General features: G+C 40.7%; 8 protein-coding genes. 7 read left to right on the top strand and 1 reads right to left on the bottom strand.

The annotated features are described in order from the left end of the window. Positions 1-2: 2 nt before the first annotated feature. The 6 genes from DUT70_RS05520 to DUT70_RS05495 all read left to right on the top strand — a co-directional run bounded on the left by DUT70_RS05520 (position 3) and on the right by DUT70_RS05495 (position 9,782). A complete protein-coding gene (locus DUT70_RS05520; RefSeq protein WP_113646254.1) occupies positions 3-1,220 on the top strand; it encodes a M20 metallopeptidase family protein in 1,218 nt (405 codons plus the stop codon). After that, a complete protein-coding gene (locus DUT70_RS05515; protein WP_113646253.1) occupies positions 1,213-2,178 on the top strand; it encodes a Gfo/Idh/MocA family protein in 966 nt (321 codons plus the stop codon). Before DUT70_RS05520 ends, DUT70_RS05515 begins: the two co-directional genes overlap by 8 nt. Positions 2,179-2,235: 57 nt before the next feature. Continuing rightward, the gene (locus DUT70_RS05510) at positions 2,236-3,090 is read left to right on the top strand and encodes a fumarylacetoacetate hydrolase family protein (RefSeq protein WP_113646589.1); all 855 of its coding nucleotides are present in this window, start codon (positions 2,236-2,238) and stop codon (positions 3,088-3,090) included. A 1,026-nt stretch (positions 3,091-4,116) separates the two neighbouring features. After that, positions 4,117-5,958 carry a carbon starvation CstA family protein gene (locus tag DUT70_RS05505; RefSeq protein ID WP_113646252.1) on the top strand — a complete coding sequence of 614 codons (1,842 nt, stop codon included), beginning with the start codon at positions 4,117-4,119 and terminating at the stop codon, positions 5,956-5,958. Positions 5,959-6,133: 175 nt separating this feature from the next. Further along, positions 6,134-6,508 (top strand): response regulator, encoded by a 375-nt coding sequence (locus DUT70_RS05500; protein WP_113646251.1) that lies wholly within the window; start codon positions 6,134-6,136, stop codon positions 6,506-6,508. 49 nt (positions 6,509-6,557) lie between these two features. After that, positions 6,558-9,782: a PAS domain S-box protein gene (locus DUT70_RS05495; protein ID WP_113646250.1), complete on the top strand. Its 3,225-nt coding sequence runs from the start codon at positions 6,558-6,560 to the stop codon at positions 9,780-9,782. On the opposite strand, the gene DUT70_RS05490 is transcribed toward DUT70_RS05495, so the two are convergent. After that, complete coding sequence (locus DUT70_RS05490; protein WP_113646249.1) at positions 9,775-12,318, bottom strand: NACHT domain-containing protein; 2,544 nt, start codon at positions 12,316-12,318, stop codon at positions 9,775-9,777. The genes DUT70_RS05495 and DUT70_RS05490 overlap by 8 nt on opposite strands. Before the next feature lie 297 nt (positions 12,319-12,615). On the opposite strand from DUT70_RS05490, the gene DUT70_RS05485 reads away from it, so the two are divergent. Beyond that, positions 12,616-22,188: an Ig-like domain-containing protein gene (locus DUT70_RS05485; protein ID WP_113646248.1), complete on the top strand. Its 9,573-nt coding sequence runs from the start codon at positions 12,616-12,618 to the stop codon at positions 22,186-22,188. Positions 22,189-22,209 lie beyond the last annotated feature (21 nt).

The raw sequence follows: 22,209 nt of genomic DNA, 5'->3' as shown, positions 1-22,209 counted from the left end.
ATATGGAAAAGGCAGCTCTTTTGGCAAAGGTGACAGAAAAAACGCAACAGCTCTATCCTCAGGTAGTGGCCTATCGCAGGCATCTGCACCAAAACCCCGAACTTTCTTTTGAAGAATACCAAACCTCGGCTTATATCAAATCACAACTTCAGTTGATGGGGATTGATTTTGAGGAGGTATTAACTACAGGCATTGTGGCATGGATAGAAGGAAAGGCTGGCGAAAGCACCAAAACGATAGTGTTAAGAGCAGATATGGATGCCTTGCCCATCAAAGAAGAGAACAAGCTCGATTTTTCATCTCAAACAGAAGGGGTGATGCATGCCTGTGGACATGATTTCCATACCGCGAACTTATTGGGAGTGGCGCATATCCTTAAAAGCTTGGCGCATGAATTTTCGGGAAAAGTATTATTGTTATTTCAGCCCGCCGAAGAACGTATTCCAGGAGGAGCGAAGGGGATTATCGATAGCGGTATTTTAGACCGATTGGGTAATCACAATATTGCAGCAGTATTGGGTTTGCATGTAAGTCCGCAACTAAAAACAGGACAAATTGGCGTTTGTGCTGGACGTTTTATGGCTTCCAGCGACGAAATCTATTTGAAGATTAAAGGCAAAGGTGGGCATGCAGCCGAACCACATCGAGCCATTGATCCCATTATGGTGGCAGTACAAGTTTTGTCGTCATTACAGCATATAGTAAGCCGAAAAGCCAATCCATCAATACCAAGCGTACTAACTTTTGGTAAAATTATTGGCAATGGTGCAGCCAACGTTATTCCTGAAGAGGTAAGTTTGGAAGGTACTTTCCGCACCATGGACGAAAACTGGCGTGCCGAAGCCCTGCAACACCTTAAGCTGATGGTAAAGCAGAGTACGCAAATGCTGGGTGCACAAGCCGAGCTAGAAATTAGAAATGGCTATCCCGTATTATTGAATAATGAAGCTCTGTCTATTTGGTTTAAAGAACAAATGGCACAGTATTTAGGCAGCGAGAGCGTGCAAGAAATACCGCAATGGATGGCTGCCGAAGATTTCGCTTACTATTCGCACTGTTATCCCGCCCTTTTCTTTTTGGTGGGGATTAAAAATGAACAACAACGTTTACAATACGGATTACATAACGCTAAATTTGATTTAGATGAACAAGCATTTTTAAATGCAATGCAGGCCATGGCCTTGAGCGCTTTAACCTTTTTGGGAGGAAATAATGAATAGAAAAGATTTTGTCACCATGGGTAGTTTAGCAGCCATGTCGCTGTTGGTCAATAATCAATTGATGGCTGCTGCCTTTAAAGGCAAACGTATCGGCATTGTAGGTTTAGACTCTTCGCATGCCATTGCTTTTACCAACGAGCTGAATGCCAATTTGGCTAATGGCACCTACAAAGGTTATCAAGTGGTGGCTGCTTATCCCATGGGAAGTCCAAGCATTCCGTTAAATGCCAAGCGCATTCCCACCTTTACCGAAGAAATTAAAAAACTAGGGGTAGAAGTGGTCGACAGTATTCCCGCATTGCTGAAAAAGGTAGATGTGGTACTGCTGGAAACCAACGATGGCAATAAGCATTTGGAACAAGCAGAACTTATCTTAAAAGCCAAAAAGCCTTTATTTATTGATAAACCCATTGCCAATAGCTACGAAGAAGCTTTAAAGATCTTTCAATTGGCCGAGAAATATCGAACACCCGTTTTTTCGTCAAGTGCCCTGCGCTATATCCCCGGCATCGATAACATCGACAGAACAAAGGTGTTGGGTGCTGAAATATATAGCCCAGCACATACCGAGCCTTCACACAAAGATTTATACTGGTATGGCATTCATGGTGTAGAAATGCTTTTTACCATCATGGGTACTGACTGTATCAGTGTGCAAACACAACATACTACCGATGCAGATTTTTATGTAGCCGAGTGGTCTGGAAATAGAATAGCCACCCTAAGAGGAACTAGAAAAGGGGTGGATGGCTTCGGTGGAACGGTTTTTACAGACGAGAAGATCATCACCTTGGGTGCATATCAAGGTTATGCGCCGTTGTTGCAACGCATCATTTCCTTTTTTGAAACAGGTGAAACACCTGTAGCTTCCACAGAAACATTGGCTATCTGCAAGTTTATTGATGCTGCCTATCAGAGTAGACTCAATGGAGGCGCAAAAGTTTTTTTAAAAATATAACGAATAATCCATTAATAGAGCATGCGCAGGAGTAACCCTGCATTATATCCACAACACATGAAATTAATCCGCTACGGAAACTTAGGACAAGAGAAAATAGGCGTTCAAATAGAGGCCAAGTATTACGATTTATCTGCTTTTGGTGGTGATTACAACGAACAGTTTTTTGGAGGCGATGGCATTGAAAAGCTAAAGGCCTTCATCAACGAACACCAAAGCGAGCTGAAAGAAATTCCTGCAAACAGTAGGATAGGAGCACCCATTGCACGCCCCTCTAAAATAGTGTGCATTGGCTTAAACTATTTAGATCATGCTAACGAAACTGGTGCGGCCATTCCAGCTGAACCCATCATCTTTTTTAAATCAACCACTTCTATAGTAGGTCCATTTGATGACATTATGCTTCCCAAAGATTCGGAAAAAACAGATTGGGAAGTAGAGTTTGGTGTAGTGATTGGCAAAACCGCACGATATATAGAAGAAGCGGAAGCGCTTGATCACGTGGCTGGCTATGTGTTGATCAATGATGTGTCGGAACGTGAGTTTCAGCTGGAACGAGGCGGTACTTGGGATAAGGGTAAAGGCTGTGACACTTTTGCACCTATGGGACCTTATTTAGTCACTAAAGAGGAAATGCCTGATATCAGCAACGTGGGCTTGTGGCTATCCGTAAACGGTACCATGTATCAAAACGGTAACACTAAAAACCTCATCTTTTCTGTACCACAGTTAATTGCCTATGTTTCTAAGTTCATGACTTTACTGCCTGGTGACGTGATTTCTACAGGTACTCCTGCAGGGGTAGGCTTAGGCTTTAAACCTCCTATTTATTTAAAAGCTGGCGATGTGGTAGAACTCGGAGCCGATGGTTTAGGTGTAGCTAAACAAACGGTAGTGCCATTTGCTAAATAAATGGCTGTCTGGATAACACTTAATTGTTATCCTTTAGCTAAAGCCTATGGTTTTGCGTATTGTATGGGCTTGCTCGCTAAAAACTTCGTAAGCCTTTAGCATCAGTGGCGTTTAATCAATATTAGACGATATTCTTTTAGTTAAAACCTACGAGGTTTGTTATTTAACTTCGTAAATCTTTATGATTAAGTTAGTGATGATTTGCTCAAACAATCTTTGTTGCTGGGCTTGTCTAGCTAAGAACAATACGATTTAGTTAGTGCTTTCATCGTTTCTTCATTTTAAACGAGCGTTTCTTACTTTGTGTTGGATAGATTTTATCTTTTGTAGGGTAGCATGGCATCATTTCCTGGCAGTTTTTAGCTCAATGCAGGGTAGCATGGCATCATTTCCTGACGGTTTTTAGCTCAATGCAGGGTAGCATGGCATCATTTCCTGGTGGTTTTTAGCTCGATGCAGGGTAGCATGACGTCATTTCCTGGAGGTTTTTAGCTTAATGCAGGGTAGCATGACGTCATTTTATGGTGTATTTTTAACTAAAAGTAGGCAGTAGTTGCCTTTTGTAGGTTGGATTCCCTTAATTGTTTAGTCATTATTAAATTTACCAATCCTCATATTATCCAATTCTTAAATCAACCCTGCTGTAAATTAGGGATATCTGCACCTAATTTAAATTGTTATTGTAGAACTTCTGTATATTGGTCTGTCGATTGTAGTGGTAGACTTACGAAGTTTTTAAACGGCGAAGCCCTCAACTTAACATTTAAAAATAACAAACAACTGAAGTTAAACTTCGCAAGTCTTTTAGAGCGATCAACTTCGCTTTTACATCTCTATGGTGATTTTTTAATGTGTTAAACTTCTTTAAAACAGTAACTTGTTTGTTGTTGTAAATAAAATTCATTTATTCTTGTTAAGAAATTAATAATTTTTAATATCTAATCATTACCTTCGTTTATTGGATGTTATTAGTCAATAAGCAGTAACCCCACTGTTTTTAAAATCAAATCAAAATAAAATACGTTTATGGAATTTTTGAACGGCGTAAATGCGCTCACTTTGGTTTTTGTTGCCCTGTTGGTTTTTGCTATTGCTTATCGTTTCTACGGTATTTTTATGGCCAACAAGGTGCTAAAGCTTAATGCCAACCATGTTACGCCCGCTATTGAGTTTGCCGATGGTAAAGATTATGTAGCAACCAATAAGAATGTGCTATTTGGTCATCACTTTGCAGCCATTGCCGCGGCAGGTCCATTGGTAGGTCCAGTATTGGCAGCACAATTTGGCTATTTGCCAGGAACTTTATGGATCTTGATTGGTTGTGTGCTCGGTGGGGGAGTGCACGACATGGTCGTCTTATTTGCATCCGTGCGTCATAAAGGACAAAGTTTGGCCAGTATTGCCAGTAAAGAGATCGGTAAAGGCACTGGGGTAATTGCTGGTTTTGCCATTTTGTTCATTCTTATTTTAACACTGGCGGGATTGTCTTTGGCTTGTATCAGTGCCATGCATGAAGCCTCTTGGTCTCTATTCACCGTTATTGCCACCATGCCCATTGCCGTAATTATGGGGCTTATTATGCGTTATCGCAAAAACAGCGTGACAATGGCCAGTATCATTGGTGGAGTATTATTAATTGCAAGTATCATTGGTGGGCATAACCTCATGCAAATCAAAGAAATCAGCGATATTTTCCATTGGAACATTAAAACCATCTCTATATCCATCACCGTTTACGGATTTTTGGCCTCGGTATTACCCGTATGGTTGTTATTGGTACCTAGAGATTATCTATCTACATATTTAAAAATTGGAACTATTTTAATGTTGGCTGTTGGAGTCATCTTTGTGCATCCCACTTTGCAAATGCCCGCCATTACTGATTTCGTAAAAGGTGGCGGCCCAATTATCGGCGGTCCTGTATTGCCCTTTATTTTTATCGTGATTGCCTGCGGAGCCATCTCTGGTTTCCATGCGGTAATTGCCACAGGAACCACGCCTAAAATGTTGAACAATGAAAAAGAAATCCTTTTTGTGGGCTATGGTGCCATGCTCGTAGAAGGTTTTGTTGCCTTAATGGCCTTAATTGCTGCTTGTACCTTGGTACCTGGCGATTACTTTGCAATCAACACCCCAAAAGAACTTTATGATTCGTTTATTGCGCAAAACCCAAACCTGCACCCTGTAGATCTCGCTCATTTTAGTGAAAAAATAGGGGTAGACTTGTACGGACGTACTGGCGGAGCGGTATCGTTAGCCGTTGGGATGGCGCATATCTTCAACAAAATTCCTTTTATGGACGATGTGATGGCCTATTGGTACAATTTTGCCATTATGTTTGAAGCTGTATTTATCCTTACCGCCATTGATGCAGGTACTAGGGTAGGGCGTTTTTTCCTACAAGAGATGTTGGGCAGTGTGATCCCTAAGTTTAACGACAAAAATTGGATGCCAGGAATCATCATCAGTAGCTTGATCTTTACTTTTTCTTGGGGATATTTGGTCTATACGGGTAACGTAAGTAGTATTTGGCCACTCTTTGGCATCAGTAATCAATTACTGGCCGCCTGTGGTTTAATTGTTTGTACTACCATGCTCATTCGTATGAACCGTAAAAAATACGCCCTATGCTCGGCCATTCCAGGGGTTTTTATGGCAGTGATTACTTTTTGGGCTGGTTACGAGCAGGTTGTAAATGTATACTTGCCTAAACAACAATACTTATTGGCTTCATTGGCGGCCTTGGCAATGGTATTAATGCTCATTGTATTTGTGAATACTTTTACAAGATGGAGTAAATTGTTAAAAATGCAAGGCGAACATGTTGACCATTATGGCGATACGGTTAAAGAACTGGTAGAGCGCTAAGCTAATTGCTGAACAAATGATACGCCTTATCCGTCATTTCGACGATCGAAGGAGGAGAAATCTAACCACATTAGCATCGTATCGAGATAAATCTGTGTATCTGTGGCTTTCGATTTACACCTTTTCCATTGTTTTTAAGAGATAAAATTACTTTATTTGAGTTAATCTAAATGACATGGAAAAGAATTCCAAATTAATAGCAGTATTTGATGATGATCAAGATTTACTGAATATTTTTCGTTTTCTGTTTGAAGATGAAGGGTTCGAGGTACAAACTTTTCAGAACTGCGATCAGGTAGTTGAAAAAGTTAATGCGATATCACCTGATTTGATACTGATGGATAATTGGATTCCGAGTACAGGAGGTGAATTTGCCGTTCAGCAGTTGAAAAGTCACGCAGATTTAAAAAACATTCCAGTAATTTATGTGTCAGCAAACAATGATGTAAAAGAAATTGCTGCCAGGGCAGGTGCTGACCGTTTTTTAGCTAAGCCCTTTGAGTTTGATGATTTGTTAGCACTAACAAATGAACTGCTACACCTAAAATAATTCTTTTTGAACACTTAAGCTTCCTTATTGTTGTTGTAAAAAAAAACTTATGCCAAATTCGCCTGTATACTCCGCTGAACTTGCTTTTCTCCAAGGAGGTGGTATTACGGCTAATTTTATCATGGCTAATGATTGGACACAATCCGAATTGGGGCATCCAAGTATTTGGCCACAAGGATTAAAGCAATCATTAAGCTTAATTTTGGCTAATGGTAGCCCAACGTTTGTTTGCTGGGGAAATAGCCATCTGTTTTTTTGTAACGATGCCTTTAAAAGCACGGCGGGCGCCGCAGAAATACCGCGAATTGGAGAATCTTGTTTAATAAAATGGCCGAGTTTAAAAGCCGATCTGGAGATTGTTTTTCAGGGAGAGACCACTTATTTAAAACAGCTCAATGCCAATTTAAGTCCTATTAGAGATTTTACTGGCAACATTAGCGGTATTTTAGGCATTTGCGATTACCAATATCAATCGATTAATGTAAAAGCTGATTTATCTTCAGCACACTTGCTACACCAAATAGTAGCCAGTGCACCTTTTCCTATTGGTGTATATGTAGGAAGGGAGATGAGAATTGTGCAGGCTAACCGAGCCATTATTGAAGTTTGGGGTAAAGGATCTGATGTGGTTGGCAAAACTTATCGTGAGGTCCTGCCAGAACTTGAAGAACAATCAATTTACTCGCAGTTAGACGCGGTATTTAGTACGGGAAGGGCCTTTCATGCTCGCAACCAAAGGGTAGACCTCACCATGCATGGTAAACTCACTACCTTTTATTTCAATTACAGTTTCACGCCTTTATATGATGAAAAAGGAAGCGTTTATGGCATTATGAATACTGCTGCAGACGTTACCGATTTGGTAATTGCCAAGCAACAAATAGAAATTAGCGAGAGGAACTTTAAAAACATGATTTTGCAGGCACCAGTAGCCATGTGTTTATTTCTAGGTCCCTTATTTAAAATTGCAACAGCCAATGCTGCCATGCTAAACATTTGGGGTAAAACCGAAGAAGAGGTGATGGGACAACCTGTTTTTGAAGTACTACCAGAAGCTAAAGATCCTGAACTTGAAGTGGCTATTTTGAAGGTTTACCTTTCTGGCGAACCTTATTATGCGGTAGAACGTCCCTTAAAAATACAACGTCATGGCAATTCCGAAAACATATACCAGAATTTTGTTTGTCAGCCTTATAGAGGTGGTGATGGCGAAGTGCTTGGGATTTTAGCTATTTCCGTAGATGTTACCCCACAAGTAAGTGCTCGTAGGGAATTGGAACGCTTATATAAACAAGTAAGTTTAGCAAAAGAGGCTGCTGAGTTAGGTACGTTTGATATGAACCTAGTGACTGGAAAGTTAGAGTGGGATGCCCGTTGCCGCGAGTTGTTCGGTGTTAAGGATGATCGTCCGATAGATTATGAAAGAGATTTTGTACAAGGTTTACACTTAGAAGATCGGGATAGGGTATTAGCTGCGCTAGACGAAGTAATTTATAAAAATGAAGGTAACGGCGAGTATGACGTAATTTACAGAACTTTAGGTGCTGACGATGATAAATTAAGATGGATTAGGGCAAAGGGCAAGGTATATCACGATGAGCAAAACAAAGATTCCCGCCTTATAGGCTCAGTATTGGATGTGACTCAACAGAAATATGCCGAATTAAGATCTCGTATTGTATTTGAAAAGCAGGCCAGACTAGCTGCCATTGTTGATTCTTCTGATGATATCATTATCAGTAAACAATTGGATGGCACCATTATCAGTTGGAACGCCTCTGCAGAACGGATGTTTGGCTATACTTCTGAAGAAGCCATTGGACAGCACATTTCGCTAATTATTCCAAAAAACAGACTACCTGAAGAAGCTTTCATCATCTCAAGAATAAAAGAAGGTAAAAAAGTTGATCATTTTGATACGGTAAGGAAAGCTAAGAATGGTAAAGAAGTGTTTTTATCCATCACCGTTTCGCCCATTGTTGATGAAAAAGGAAACGTGATCGGAGCTTCTAAGATAGCGAGAGATATCAGTGCCGAAATAGAAGTGAAAGAGGTAAGTAGGCGTTATACTCAGCGTTTAGAAGTGTTGAATATGATTAGCGAGGCCATTTCGGAAGAACTGGACCTGAACAATATCTTACAAAAAGTAACGGATGCCACTACGAAATTAACTGGGGCTAAATTTGGTGCATTCTTTTATAACAAAACCGACGAGCATGGGAATTCTTATATGCTCTACACACTTTCTGGCGCATCTAAGGAATCCTTTGAGAAGTTTGGAATGCCGAGAAATACCCCGCTTTTTCATCCTACTTTTTCGGGTGAGGGTGTAGTAAGGCTCGATGATGTGACCAAAGATGCTCGTTATGGTAAAAATCACCCACATCAAGGAATGCCTGAGGGACATTTGCCAGTAGTCAGTTATTTAGCCGTACCTGTAATTTCTAGATCGGGAAGGGTAATTGGTGGTTTGTTTTTTGGGCATCCAGAGGCAGCGGTGTTTACGGCCGAACACGAAAGTCTTGTTTTAGCCATTGCTGCGCAAGCGGCTATTGGTATTGATAACGCCATGCTTTATGAAAAAGTAAGGGAGCTTAACGATAAAAAAGATGAGTTTATTGGTTTAGCCAGCCACGAGCTGAAAACGCCATTGGCAAGTATCAATGGATATCTTCAAATCCTTAATCGTTTGGTGAAGGATTTAAGCGCGCAGAAGTTTCTCGGAAAAGCCTCTATGCAGGTTAGAAAATTAACGGCTTTGGTAAACGACCTTTTGGATGTATCCAAAATAGAAGCGGGAAAACTGAAGCTAACAGTTGTTAAGTTTGACTTAAAAGAGGTGGTGGAAGAAGCCATTGATTTAATCAGAAACTCTACCGAATCATACGAAGTTACCCTAGTCGAAACGCCAGAAACCTGCATGGTCGATGGTGATAGCCAACGGATAGAACAAGTGGTGATTAACTTGTTGAGTAATGCTATTAAATATTCGCCAGGAGCCGATAAAGTTGAAGTGAAGATCATAAAGCAATTGGATAAAGCATTAGTAGGCGTGATAGATAATGGTTTAGGCATCGCCGAAGATAAAATCAATAACCTGTTTTCCCGTTTTTATCGAATAGAAGAAGCCACTCCTAATATTTCTGGTTTGGGCATTGGACTTTACCTTTCACACGAGATTATTTCACGTCATGAAGGTAGTATTTGGGTAGAAAGTGAATTGGGTAAGGGCAGTACTTTTTGGTTCTCCCTACCGTGTAAGTCCATCATTTGATGTTATGAAAAATGGAAGCATCTACCTTTTTCTGGTCTATTAAGCTCAGCTTCTGATGCATATACTCATTCTTCTTTTCGTAATTATCCATTTCCTCGTAAATATCAATCAATAAATTGTACATCAAAGTTTGGTGAAGAGATAGGTGATTGCGTTTATAAGTCTCTAGGCATTTTTCGGCACAAATAATGGCCGTATTATAATCTCTGCTGTTCTTCGCTTCATAAGCTTTTGAGGATAAATAAATCGTTTGAATATAAGGCGTAGAATTGCCTATGGAGTGAATATGGAAAATCTTAACACTTATTTTTTCCGTTAAACCCTTTTGTTCATTTTCTAAATGAGCTGAGGCTCGTATAAAAGCCATCATGCTAAACAAATAGGCCGAAGCAATGCTGTCAGAAAACATCATTTTTGGAAAATAGCAAACCATGGCGTTCAGTAATCGAACAGCCTCACCACGGTTTCCAATAAAGCTATTATGTAATCTTAATAGGATAAACGAAAGCATTTCCTTAAAGTCGGGAATAGTTTCAGCATTGGAACCAGATATCTTATTTCCCTGTTTAAAAGCTTCTATTTCTGCATTTAAGACGTCATTTTTGTAGCATTCCCCAGCTAAAGCAGCATAAATGCTTTTTAAAATATCTAGCGGGTTAATCACAAAGTCTTCTCCCTTAAAAGATAGGCTTTGCATCGTTCTAATGCGTTGTTTAAGCTGTTCCTTGTCGAAGCTAAAACAATCATAAATAGCTAAGATTACCTGATAGATGTAGGAATATTTATCGTTACGCGAAATACTTAACAATGAAGAAACAGCATCCTTATAACATGAATCTGCGAAATCAAAATGAATAATGTTTTCCATCATCATTTGATGTAGTTCTTCTTCCTCTAAATAAGCTGATAGTAAAGGTTGCTTACGCTGTCTGTAATTTAAATTTTCGGCAATGAAATAGATCAAATAGGTTTTTTCATAATTGCTTAAATTAAGCTTTAGCAAACTATTTAAGGCATTAAACTCTCCTTTGATAATCAAAAGCCTGGCCGACCATTGTAAAATTTGAAACTTGGTGGCTTTTCCTGCATACTGGTCGTTTACGGCTTCAAAAAAAGAAGCATTCATTTGGTTATTAGCTGTATGTAGAAGCTCAACGAAAAGAAAGTACTCAAAAACATGAGGGTGAACGAACCTTACCAAATCAACGACAAAACCATCCTCTTGCTGTTTCTCTTCCATTAATATACCTTCAGCAAGTAGCTCCATATAGGCATTTTTAAAATTGGAGAGATCAGCAATAAACAAGGATTTTTGAACGGCTTGCTGGCCTTTTCCATAATCACTTAACTGGATCAGCTTTTTACAGAAAAGTACTTTTTCTGTGGCATAGGAAGCATTGTAGATTTTTTCATGAATGAACCGATCTACAATTTCAAAGGAAAGGATATTGGTGAAAAAATCGAAGTTTGGAAATTCTTCTTTAAGCAAATAGTACCATTGGATGTAAAATGGGTATTTGAGCTTGGCCTTAAATGAAGCATCAATTTCCTTGGAGCGATTAGGATCTATTTTCTTCAAAATTTCTTCCACTTCTTCGGTAGCCAAAGGTGGGATGTTTGATTGATGTTTGAGACTGAAGTAGGTGCCAGGAAACCACTTTCGTTTAACAAACGACATGTTTTTGATTTGGTCGTAAAACCTGCTCCACATGGTAGAACGCATGGCGAAGACAATTTTAATAGAACTTTCATCTTCAACAAAGGATATAAGGTTGATTAATTTATCAAAAATGATGGGCTTGGAAACTTTATTGGTCACCAAATCAGAAAAGCCGTCAATCACAATCACTAATTTACTGCCCGATTTTTCATGCCTTTCCTTAAAATAGGTGATCAAATTGGTGCGAGTATTTAAGCCAATCTTAGCCTTAATCCTATTTTCAACATTAGAATATTCATTTTGATCGTCAAAAATATCTCTGGCACTTACAAATAGGATAGTGTCCTTGCTATATTTTGCATTTTGATCTAAAAATAAGCTTTGAACAAGATGGCTTAATAAAATGCTTTTTCCATATCCCGCTTGTGATACAAACGCAGTAAAGCTGTAATGGCTATCATAAAAATATTCGAAATCTAACCGAGCGAAGAACCTAGGAGAAGTATAGTGGTAGGGCACCGTACTTCTGCTTTTAATAGCTTTTAAGGTGTTAAGGCTAATGTCTGTAGCGTTGGATTGTATACTTGAAAACTTTTCGCTAATCCCTGTTTGATGCAGGAGTTCTCTTTCCATCAGCGTATAATTCCCATTTTTTTCGATGTACTCTAGCAGGGCGTTGATGGTGTATTTAGAAAATTTATTTTTTACTTCTGCGAAGCCAAATAGTCGCTTTAATGTGGTTTCGCTAATGTTTTTTTGGGTTTCCTTTTGTATTAATGATGAAATTGAACGACAGTCGGAGGGACTGATCGTTTTTATGCCAGTTTTTAATAAAATTAGTCGCCTGATTTTATCTAAGATGATGGTTTGAGGCATGAGAGAGCTTTATTTTATAGTATTCACTAAAATAATAAAAAAATAAATGGGATTTCTCTTTATCGAAAAAAATTGAACAAACATCAGTATAGCTGGTGTCATGACTATCTTCATTACTGTCCCTAAAACATGCTATAACACGCTTAAAAATGTACTGTTTTGATTTTTTAAAAACGAACAAAATGAACAACGATAAAATCTATCTGAACAGTAGATGAATAAAATGAACAGCCTAAAACGGGTAATACGTCATTAATATTGTTTTCGAATTAACAATATCAAAAACTCCCCAGGCTTATGGAAGTAACCTCTACTCAGTCAGCAAGAAGGGCTCAATGGTTGGTCTTTTTCTTGCACTTCTACCTAATAACGCTTTTATCCAGTGCTTCGTATGCTCAAACTAAGATTTTTGCAAATCAAGCGTCTGTCATTTCTAATCAAGTGGATGGTAAGGATAATGCCACGCTAGACAACAATGACTACGCTTCGGTAAAATCGTACGGTGGCGCACTATTGGGCATTGGCAGGTATAGCGGCGAGCTGCAATTGACTTTTGCGCAAAATGTCCCCGCTAACCGAACTACATTTATCCGAATTGGCTATGACCAAACCTTGTTGAACACGTTGCTTGGTGGTAATCTAGGATCCAGTTTGGCTAGTGTTTTAGGAAATGTCTTGCTTGGCGATCATTTTTTTACAGTAGGCGCTAGAGATTTAAATGGAAACACCGTACTTACAGGATCTAGCAACGCAGCGTTTGCCACCACCAATATCAAATTGGTGCGTGATGCACAAGCCAATTACTATTTGGCTGTTACGCCAACTGTTGAATACCGTAGTGTGTTCATTAAAGATGTAACCAATACACTTTTGCTGAGTACACCTAACGAAATTAGGGTATTCAATGCTTTCTATGTTTCGGGTACAGGTAATTGTGATCCTCCTTTTGCTACCGACTATGAAGGTACTGGAGCAACTTTAAGCTTGCTTGGTTTAGGCGGTGCTGGCGTAACAAATATCCAGAATGCCATCGATGGTGATCCTGCGACCTCATCCAACGTTAGCTTGGGACTTATCGCAGCTGCGGGTACCATCAGTCAAAACATTTATTTCAATTCCCCATCAAGGGTGGGCGATGAACTTAACATTAGATTAAGTGTATCTCAGGCACTTGCCAATGTGGGTTTATTGGGTAACATTACGGTGGAAGCTTACAATGGTAATACGCTTGTTTATACTCGAACAGGTGTCGCGGGCTTACTCAATCTGGATTTACTCGGTTTGTTAAATAGCGGTCAGCCCGTCACGATCCCTTTTTCACCTAATGTATCTTTTGATAGGGTTAAAGTGACCTTATCGGCATTATTAAATATTTCGTTAACGCAATCTTTAAATATTCACGAAGTTACCCGTTCGGCACCAAGGCCAACATTTACTGCACCCTTATCTAACAGTTTAAATATTTGCTATAATGCTACTGCTGTTTTGGGTGCTACCACAGCAGCCACCAATGAATTGTTGTGGTACGAGGCTTTGGAAGGAGGAACTGCATTAGCAACCACTCCTTACAACGGAACTTATACTACGCCACAATTGGTAGCCAATAAAATTTATTATGTTGCCGCTAGACAAATAGGCTGTACTACCGAATCGGTGAGGGTTCCTGTAACGGTAACCGTAAATCCTCAAATTATTTTTGCAGCAACTACATTTGCCAATGGCACGGTTGGTACGGCTTATACCAAACAACTTACGGCCGCAACTGGTGGTACACCAACCTATACTTATACGCTGGCTGTTGGAAGTACGCTTCCGCCTGGACTAACTTTAAGTAACGCAGGATTGTTAGGAGGGGTACCTACCCAAGCTGGGACTTACAATTTTTCAGTTACCGTAACTGATAGCAAAGGTTGTAGTGTAACCACAGCACAAACGCTTTTAATTACAAATACCTTAACACTTACGACAGTTAACTTACCAGATGGTACTGTAGGAGTAGGTTATCCAACACAGGTGATTCCGCCTGCTACAGGAGGTACTACGCCATATACTTATACGGCTGTTAACTTGCCTCCAGGATTAAGTTTTAATCCTACAACTAGAGAAATCACGGGAACTCCTACGATAGCTGGACCATATGTAGTTACCATTAATGTTAGCGATGCTGATGGTAACAGTGCGAGTATGAATTATCCCATCAACATTAAAAATGCATTGGTTTTACCAAATGCTTCTTTAGCTGATGGTACGGTAGGGGTAAGTTATCCCACTCAATTAATTCCTGCAGCAACTGGAGGTACTACGCCATATACTTATGTGGCTACTAATTTGCCTCCAGGATTAAGTTTTAATCCTACAACCAGAGAAATTACTGGAACTCCTACGACTACGGGCACTTTTACTGTAAACGTACAGGTGACCGACGGGGCAGGTGTAACAGCAAGCAATAGCTATACCGTTAAGGTAGTTGCACCATTGTCTATTGCCAATAAAACATTGGTTGATGGTACAGTGGGAGTAGTTTATGCTACAGAGACATTGCCTGCGGCCACAGGTGGTGTTGGACCATATACTTATGTAGCTGCCAATGTGCCAGCAGGGTTGTCCTTTAATCCAACTACTAGGGAATTAACAGGAACCCCAACAGGTGCAGGTAATTTTAGCATTACCTTAACCGTAACTGATTCGGAAGGAAGACAAGCAACCAATACTTATGCTTTAAAAGTAAACGGGGCTTTAACCTTAGCTACGGCAACTTTGCCTGATGGGACTGTTGGCACAGCTTATCCGACGCAAACATTGCCAGCTGTGAGTGGTGGTACAGGTCCTTATGTGTATGAAGCTTTGAATTTACCCGCAGGCTTGAGCTTTAATACCACTACAAGGGAGTTAACAGGCACACCAACTACGGGTGGTACTTATACTTTCTCTGTTAAAGTAACCGATGCTGCTACGAATACAGTAACCACCAACTACCAAATTAAAGTAAATGTAAGTGCTCCTCTGGTAGCTGCAACTACGGTTTGTAGCGGCACAACAGCCACCCTAACGGTAACTAATACACAGGCTGGTGTCACTTACAATTGGTACGGTGCAAGTGGTAGCACACCATTAGCAACCAATAACAATGGCAGCTTTACCACAGGTAGCATTACCGCAAATACAGTTTTTTATGTAGAAGCGGTTTCAGGTACAGCAGTAAGCGCTCGTACAGCGGTGAATGTAACCGCAAATCCAGTACCTAATCCTGCTGTTATCCTTACTAACAACCAAACCATTAATGCTAACCAAAGCGCCACCGTTAAAGCATCGGTTGATGCAGGTGATACCATTAGATGGTATGCGCAGCCTACTGGCGGTACAGCTTTAGCAACTGGTGAGGAGTATACTACAGGTAATTTGGCAGTAACCACTACTTTTTATGCAGAAGCAGTAAGTGCCCAAGGCTGTGCTAGTACGGCAAGAACTCCTGTAGTAGTTACCGTAATCACAGGAGGTGTTAGTCCTGATTGTATCAGCGCTAATGCGCAAGTGAGCGGTACTACAGGATTGTTATGTGTACTTTGTAATGTAGCCAATCCAGGCAATTCAGTAGATGCTGATAAAAATAACTTTACCCGCATTACCTTGTCTGTTGGTGTTGGTGCTACAGGGTTCCAACAACTTATTTTTCCATCTACAGGAGGAATAGCCACTGACAGTATTCGTTTAGACTTAGCTACGCCAACAGGTTTGCTAGATTTATCGGTACTGGGTGGAATTACAGTAAACATCATGAAAAATAATGCTGTAGTGAGAACACTTCAGCTAAACTCCTCACTAGTTTATTTACAACTGCTAGGAGGAAATAGATTTGAGGCTACATTTGCGGCAGGAGCTGATTTTGATAGAGTAGAGGTTCGTTTTCAAGCAGTTGTTGCCGCTCTTAGTAGCCTCGATATTTATGGTGCACAAATTGTGTATCCTAATCCAACCATTACAGGTAATGGTCAAACTATTTGCTACAATAACAGTGCTACTATTAGTGCCGTAGCAAATGGCAATACACAAATTGCCTGGTTTACTGCTGCAACTGGCGGAACTGCTTTTGCAACTACTCCTTCTTATACTACACCAAATCTTACTGCTTCAACCACTTATTATATTGAAGTTTCAAGAAATGGATGTTCAAATGCAGAACGTATACCAGTAGTGGTAAACGTAGTGCCATTGCTTGATGTACCTACCTTTGCTGTTCCAACCATTACTGCTTGCGAAGGCTCACCAGTGACCTTGGCGGTAGAGAATCCTAATCCAGCGATTACCTATAGATGGTATGACGTTTCAACTGGAGGGACAGAAGTACACACAGGGGCAACTTATACACTTTCAAATGTAAGTGCAACAAAAACCTATTATGTAGAGGCTACCCAACAAGGATGTATCAGCTCAGGCAGAGGATCTGTTCAAGTTACGGTTAATCCTCGTCCGATCTTGCCTCAAGTACAAGCTTCAGTTTCTACCATTAATGCTGGTCAAACTGTAGTTATTACCGCTAGCTCAAGCGAAACTAATGTAGACTTTAACTGGTTTGCATCGCCTACGGCAGCAACTCCTATTTATACAGGAGCCACTTTTGTAACCCCACCACTAAATGCAACGACCTCTTATTATGTTGAAGCCAGATCAAATGTAACTGGCTGTGTTTCGCCATCAAGGGTAATGATTACCATTACCGTTAATAATGGTACGCCAACACCAACTCCATGTGTATCGCCAATTGCTGAAGAAAATGGCGTGAGCGGTGTGGCACTACTTGCTGGAGTTTCAAACCCTGGTTTAGCCGTAGATAATGATACACAGACTGGCTCAACGTTATCATTGCCAGTAGGCGCATTAGGTGCATATGTTTATCAACGTTTAACCTTCCCTGGCGAAAGTATCGTTGGCGATACCGTTAGGGTGTTGATTAGCTCACCAGGCCGCCTACTTTCATTAAACCTATTAGGTTCTGTACAACTATCTACCTTGAGAAACGGAACTTCAAACAATGACCTCATCAATCTAAATAACTCGCTCATTAATTTAGAACTTTTAAGTGGTGGCTCTCAAGCATTACTCACTTTTGTACCCACACAAATTTTTAATCAAGTAGAGGTACGTATTAATGGAGGCATCGTAGCCGCATTAAATTCAATTAACGTGAATTATGCGCAACATGTCGTATCTGCTCCAACTGTTACCAGTGCAAATGTTGAGGTTTGTAATGGTCAAAATGCGGTATTGAGTGTTCAAGACAAAGGCTTAACTTATAGGTGGTACAATGAAGCAGGTGTCTATCAGGCTAGTGGCGTAAACTTCACTTCATTAACGCCAATTACTGCAAATACCAAGTTCTATGTAACAGCATCTTCGGGTACTGGTTGCGAAAGCGCTAGAACAGCGGTAGATGTGACCATTACGCCAGCACCTGCAGCACCAGAGTTATTGTCGGACAATATCACGACCTGTTTAAACGGTACGGCAGTAATACAGGTAAAAAATCCAATAGCTGGCCTTACCTACAAATGGTATGATAGTTCAAACACAAATATTGCAAGCGGCACTACATTTACTGTAAATAATGTTACGGGTTTAACCACCTATACCGTAAGAGCAGAAAATAGCTGCGGAGAGCAATCAACGCCGACCAGTGCGCAAGTAAATGCAGGTACTTTAGATGCTCCAATTGTGAATACACCTAATGTAACCATTAGAGCTAATTCAAGAGCATTATTATCGGCAACTTCAAGTACTGCTAATGCAGTCATCAACTGGTATGCTAATGCTGCAGACTTAGTGCCTTTAGCTGCTAATAGTCCATCTTATTTAACCCCTGTATTGGCGGTTGGTACTTATACTTACTATGTAGAGGCTGAAGTGCTATTAGGTTGTAAATCAGCTAAAGTGCCAGTTACTGTTACGGTAACGGCGGACGGAAATAGTCCTGTACCTTGCGTTTCGGCAACGGTAGACGTAGATGCTGGGGTATCAGGAGTTGCTTTACTTGCAGGTGTATTTAACAGAGGCTTAGCTGTTGATAACAATGCGGAAAGTGCTTCTTCATTGGTAATGCCAGTAGGTGCATTAGGTGCTTACGTTTATCACAGGGTTGGCTTTACTTCATTATCTAATATTGGTGATACCGTAAGAGTTAGAATTACTTCACCGAGCAAGTTGTTGTCACTAGCAGTATTGCCATCAATCAGTGTGTTGACTTACAATGGTAGCACCAGCAACAATGATGCAATGGTGGCCAATAATCCTTTAATTAATTTAGAACTGTTAAGCGATGGTAGTGCCGCTACTTTAACTTTTGTACCTGCTCAGCAGTTTGATGGGGTAGAACTTCGCTTAAACTCAGGCGTGGTGAGTGCGTTTACTTCGGTAGATCTTAACTATGTTCAACGAGTAGGGGTAGCACCACAGGTTGACGCAGCTACTGCAAATGCATGTGAAGGTAGCCCTGCTTTGTTAAGTGTTAAAAACCCAGTATCGGGCACCACCTACAGATGGTATTTAGGCAATACTTATCTAGCTGATGGCAATACTTATGCTACGCCAACTACCTTAGTTGCTGGTACCTATAATTATAATGTTAGGGCAGTAGTAAATGGTTGCGAGAGTGCTGGTACACCAGTTCAGGTAACCATATTGCCAACACCAGCGCCACCTACGCCACTGGCTGGTAATCCAACCACGGTATGTTTTGGTACTGCTGCAACTTTGGGTGTAAATCAAGTTGCTGGGGTAACTTATAACTGGTACGCTAATGGTATCGCGGTAGCTTTAAATAGTGCTACCTATACTACTCCAGCAAATCTGCCTGTAGGCACTCATACTTTCTTAGTAGAGGCTGTTAACGGCAATTCTTGTGCAAATGGAAACCGCACTTCAATTTCCATCACTGTAGGAGAAAGAGCATTGGCTTCAGATATTCAAGTATCAGGCGGTCCAAACGTATGTGCCTCTACCGCGGCAACATTAACTGCTAGCAGTACTACGGTAACTAATCCCGTATTTAAATGGTATTCAAATGCTGCTTTGACCGTATTGGAACATACAGGAGCAACGTTTACAACACCTTTGCTTACCTCAAGTACTACTTATTATGTGACGGTAACTGGTGATAACAAATGTGAAAATGGCGTTTTAGATGCTAAACAAGTGACCATCAATATCAATCCACCAGCTACTGCTACGGATTTAATGGTTCCTCCAACTACAGAACTTTGCGGAACAGGAACTGTTGCCCTTACTGCAAGCAGTAGTACAGTAATTAATCCGATATTTACTTGGTATAGCGATTCGAACTTGACTACGTCTGTGTTTACGGGTGCAACCTATAGCCCTAACTTGACCTCAACGCAAACTTTTTATGTAACCGTTAAAGGTGATAACAGATGCGAAAGTCCGGCATCGCAAGCAAAAAGCGTAACTGTAATTGTAAAACCAATTGCAACGGCAACAGATGTTACCGTAAACGGAAATACTAGCGTTTGTATCAATAGCGGTACTTCACTTACAGCAACAAGTTCAACAGTAACCAATCCGATATTTACTTGGTACGATGATGCTGCTTTAACAAATGTGGTATTTATTGGAACAACCTTGGTAACGGGCAATTTAACTGCCGACAAAACTTACTACGTAACTGTAAAAGGCGACAATAGATGTGAAAATCAAGCTGGAGATGTGCGTTCGGTAACTGTAACCGTAAACTCAAGATCTACTGGCGCAGATTTAACAGTGTCGCCAACCACAGAGCGTTGTGGTCCTGGAAGTGTAACCTTAACGGCAAGCACTACTACCGTGACCAATCCAGTATTTACCTGGTATAGCGATGCCACCTTAACTACAGTAGCTGGTACTGGTGCAAGCTTCACTACGCCAATTTTGGTAGCTAGTCAAACTTATTACGTAACGGTAAGAGGCGATAATAAATGTGAGAACTTACCAGCTGATGCCAAAACAGTAGGTGTGGTGGTTAAACCATATGCAACAGCGGCAGACTTATCTATTTCGACGCCTTCTGAAATATGCGGTTCTGGCACTGTCACCCTTACTGCTAGTACGACGACGGTAACCAATCCAATATTTACTTGGTACGAAAATGCAACGCTTACGGTTGTTGCTCACGTTGGTGCAACCTTCAGTACACCTACACTAAATGCGACTAAAACTTATTATGTAACCGTTAAAGGTGATAATAGATGCGAAAGTCCAGCAGCTGATGCTCGTACCGTAACTGTGGTAGTTAAACCAAGAGCGGTAGCATCTGATGTTACGCTTAATGGAAACACCAATATCTGTGTAAATGGTACTACTACGCTTTCTGCGACGAGCACCACGGTAACTAACCCAGTGTTTACTTGGTACGAAAATACAGCGTTGACTACCGTAGCTCATGTCGGTCCAACTTTTATTACACCACAGCTAAGTGCAAACAAAACCTATTATGTAACCGTAAAAGGAGATAATAGATGTGAAAATGATGCTTCAAGCGTGGCAAGTATTACTGTGGTTGTGACTGCTGCACCTTTAGCGCCAGTAGTAGACGCTACGGGAACCAGTATCTGTAATAACAGTACCACAACACTTATGGTAACTAGTCCTCAAACTGGAGTAATTTACGAATGGTACAATAGTGCAGTGGCAGGTACACTATTATGGACTGGAACTTCTTATACTACGGGTATCTTAAATGCAAGTACAGATTACTATGTACAAGCTGTAGGTACGGTTGGATGTACTAATGCATCAGCAAGAGTAAAAGTAACCGTAACGGTAACCAACAGGCCAGTTACACCAACAGTAATTTCTGCTAATGTAACCACTTGTGGTGGAACAGCAACCTTATCGGTAAGTAGTCCAGTTGCTGGGGTAACTTACACTTGGTACACATTGCCTACAGGCGGTACTTCGGTGGGTAGCGGCGCAACATTTACGACGCCAACTTTATTGGCTAATGCAGTATATTATGTAGAAGCAAGTGTGGGTAGCTGTACTTCTCCTGGCAGAGCTAGGGTAGATGTACAAGTAGGTTCTGCACCAAATCCACCAGCAAGTGTGACTGCTGCCAATGGTCAAATTTGTGCAGGTGCAACTACCGTATTAACAGTAAATAATCCTGATGCGGCCGTAACCTATAAGTGGTATACCACGGCTACTGGTGGTACTTCTCTATACGAGGGTAATAGCTATACCACTTCTGCTTTGGCAACCACCACTACTTTCTATGTAGAAGCAGTGAGTATTGCAGGAGGATGTGTAAGTGGTACCAGAACATCGGTAGTTGTAAATGTATTGCCAATACTAGCAACACCTGTAGTAAGCGTTGGAACCATCACCACCAACAGTATCCAATTTAATTGGAACGCTATTGCTGGTGCTACTGGTTACGAAATATCAATAGATGGAGGAAACACATGGACAGCCGTAACCACGAATAGTTATACGGTAATTGGCCTAACCCAAGGACAAACGGTAAGCATTATTGTGAGAGCTAAGGCAGCGTCTGCTTGTCAAACCAGTGCCAACTCTAATGCAGTAACGGCTACTACTAACGATCCGTTTAAAGATGAGCTATATGTTCCTAATACGTTTACTCCTAACAACGACGGTAGGAACGATTACTTCTTAGCTTATGGAAATAACATAGGCAAGTTTAGGATGCGTATCTACAACCAATGGGGCGAGTTCATTTATGAATCTCAGAACATATTACAGGGATGGGATGGTACGTATAGAGGTAGGGCTCAGCCAACAGGTGTTTACGTCTACTATATTGATGTAACCTTTAACAGTGGGGTAAGCAAAACCTTTAAAGGATCAATTACACTACTAAGATAAACGCCCATATTAAACAACATG

The organism is Pedobacter chitinilyticus, assembly GCF_003313385.1.
GTDB classification, from domain to species: domain Bacteria; phylum Bacteroidota; class Bacteroidia; order Sphingobacteriales; family Sphingobacteriaceae; genus Pedobacter; species Pedobacter chitinilyticus.
Note: the sequence above shows the minus strand (reverse complement) of the source record. Positions and strands in the feature narration are given on the sequence as shown.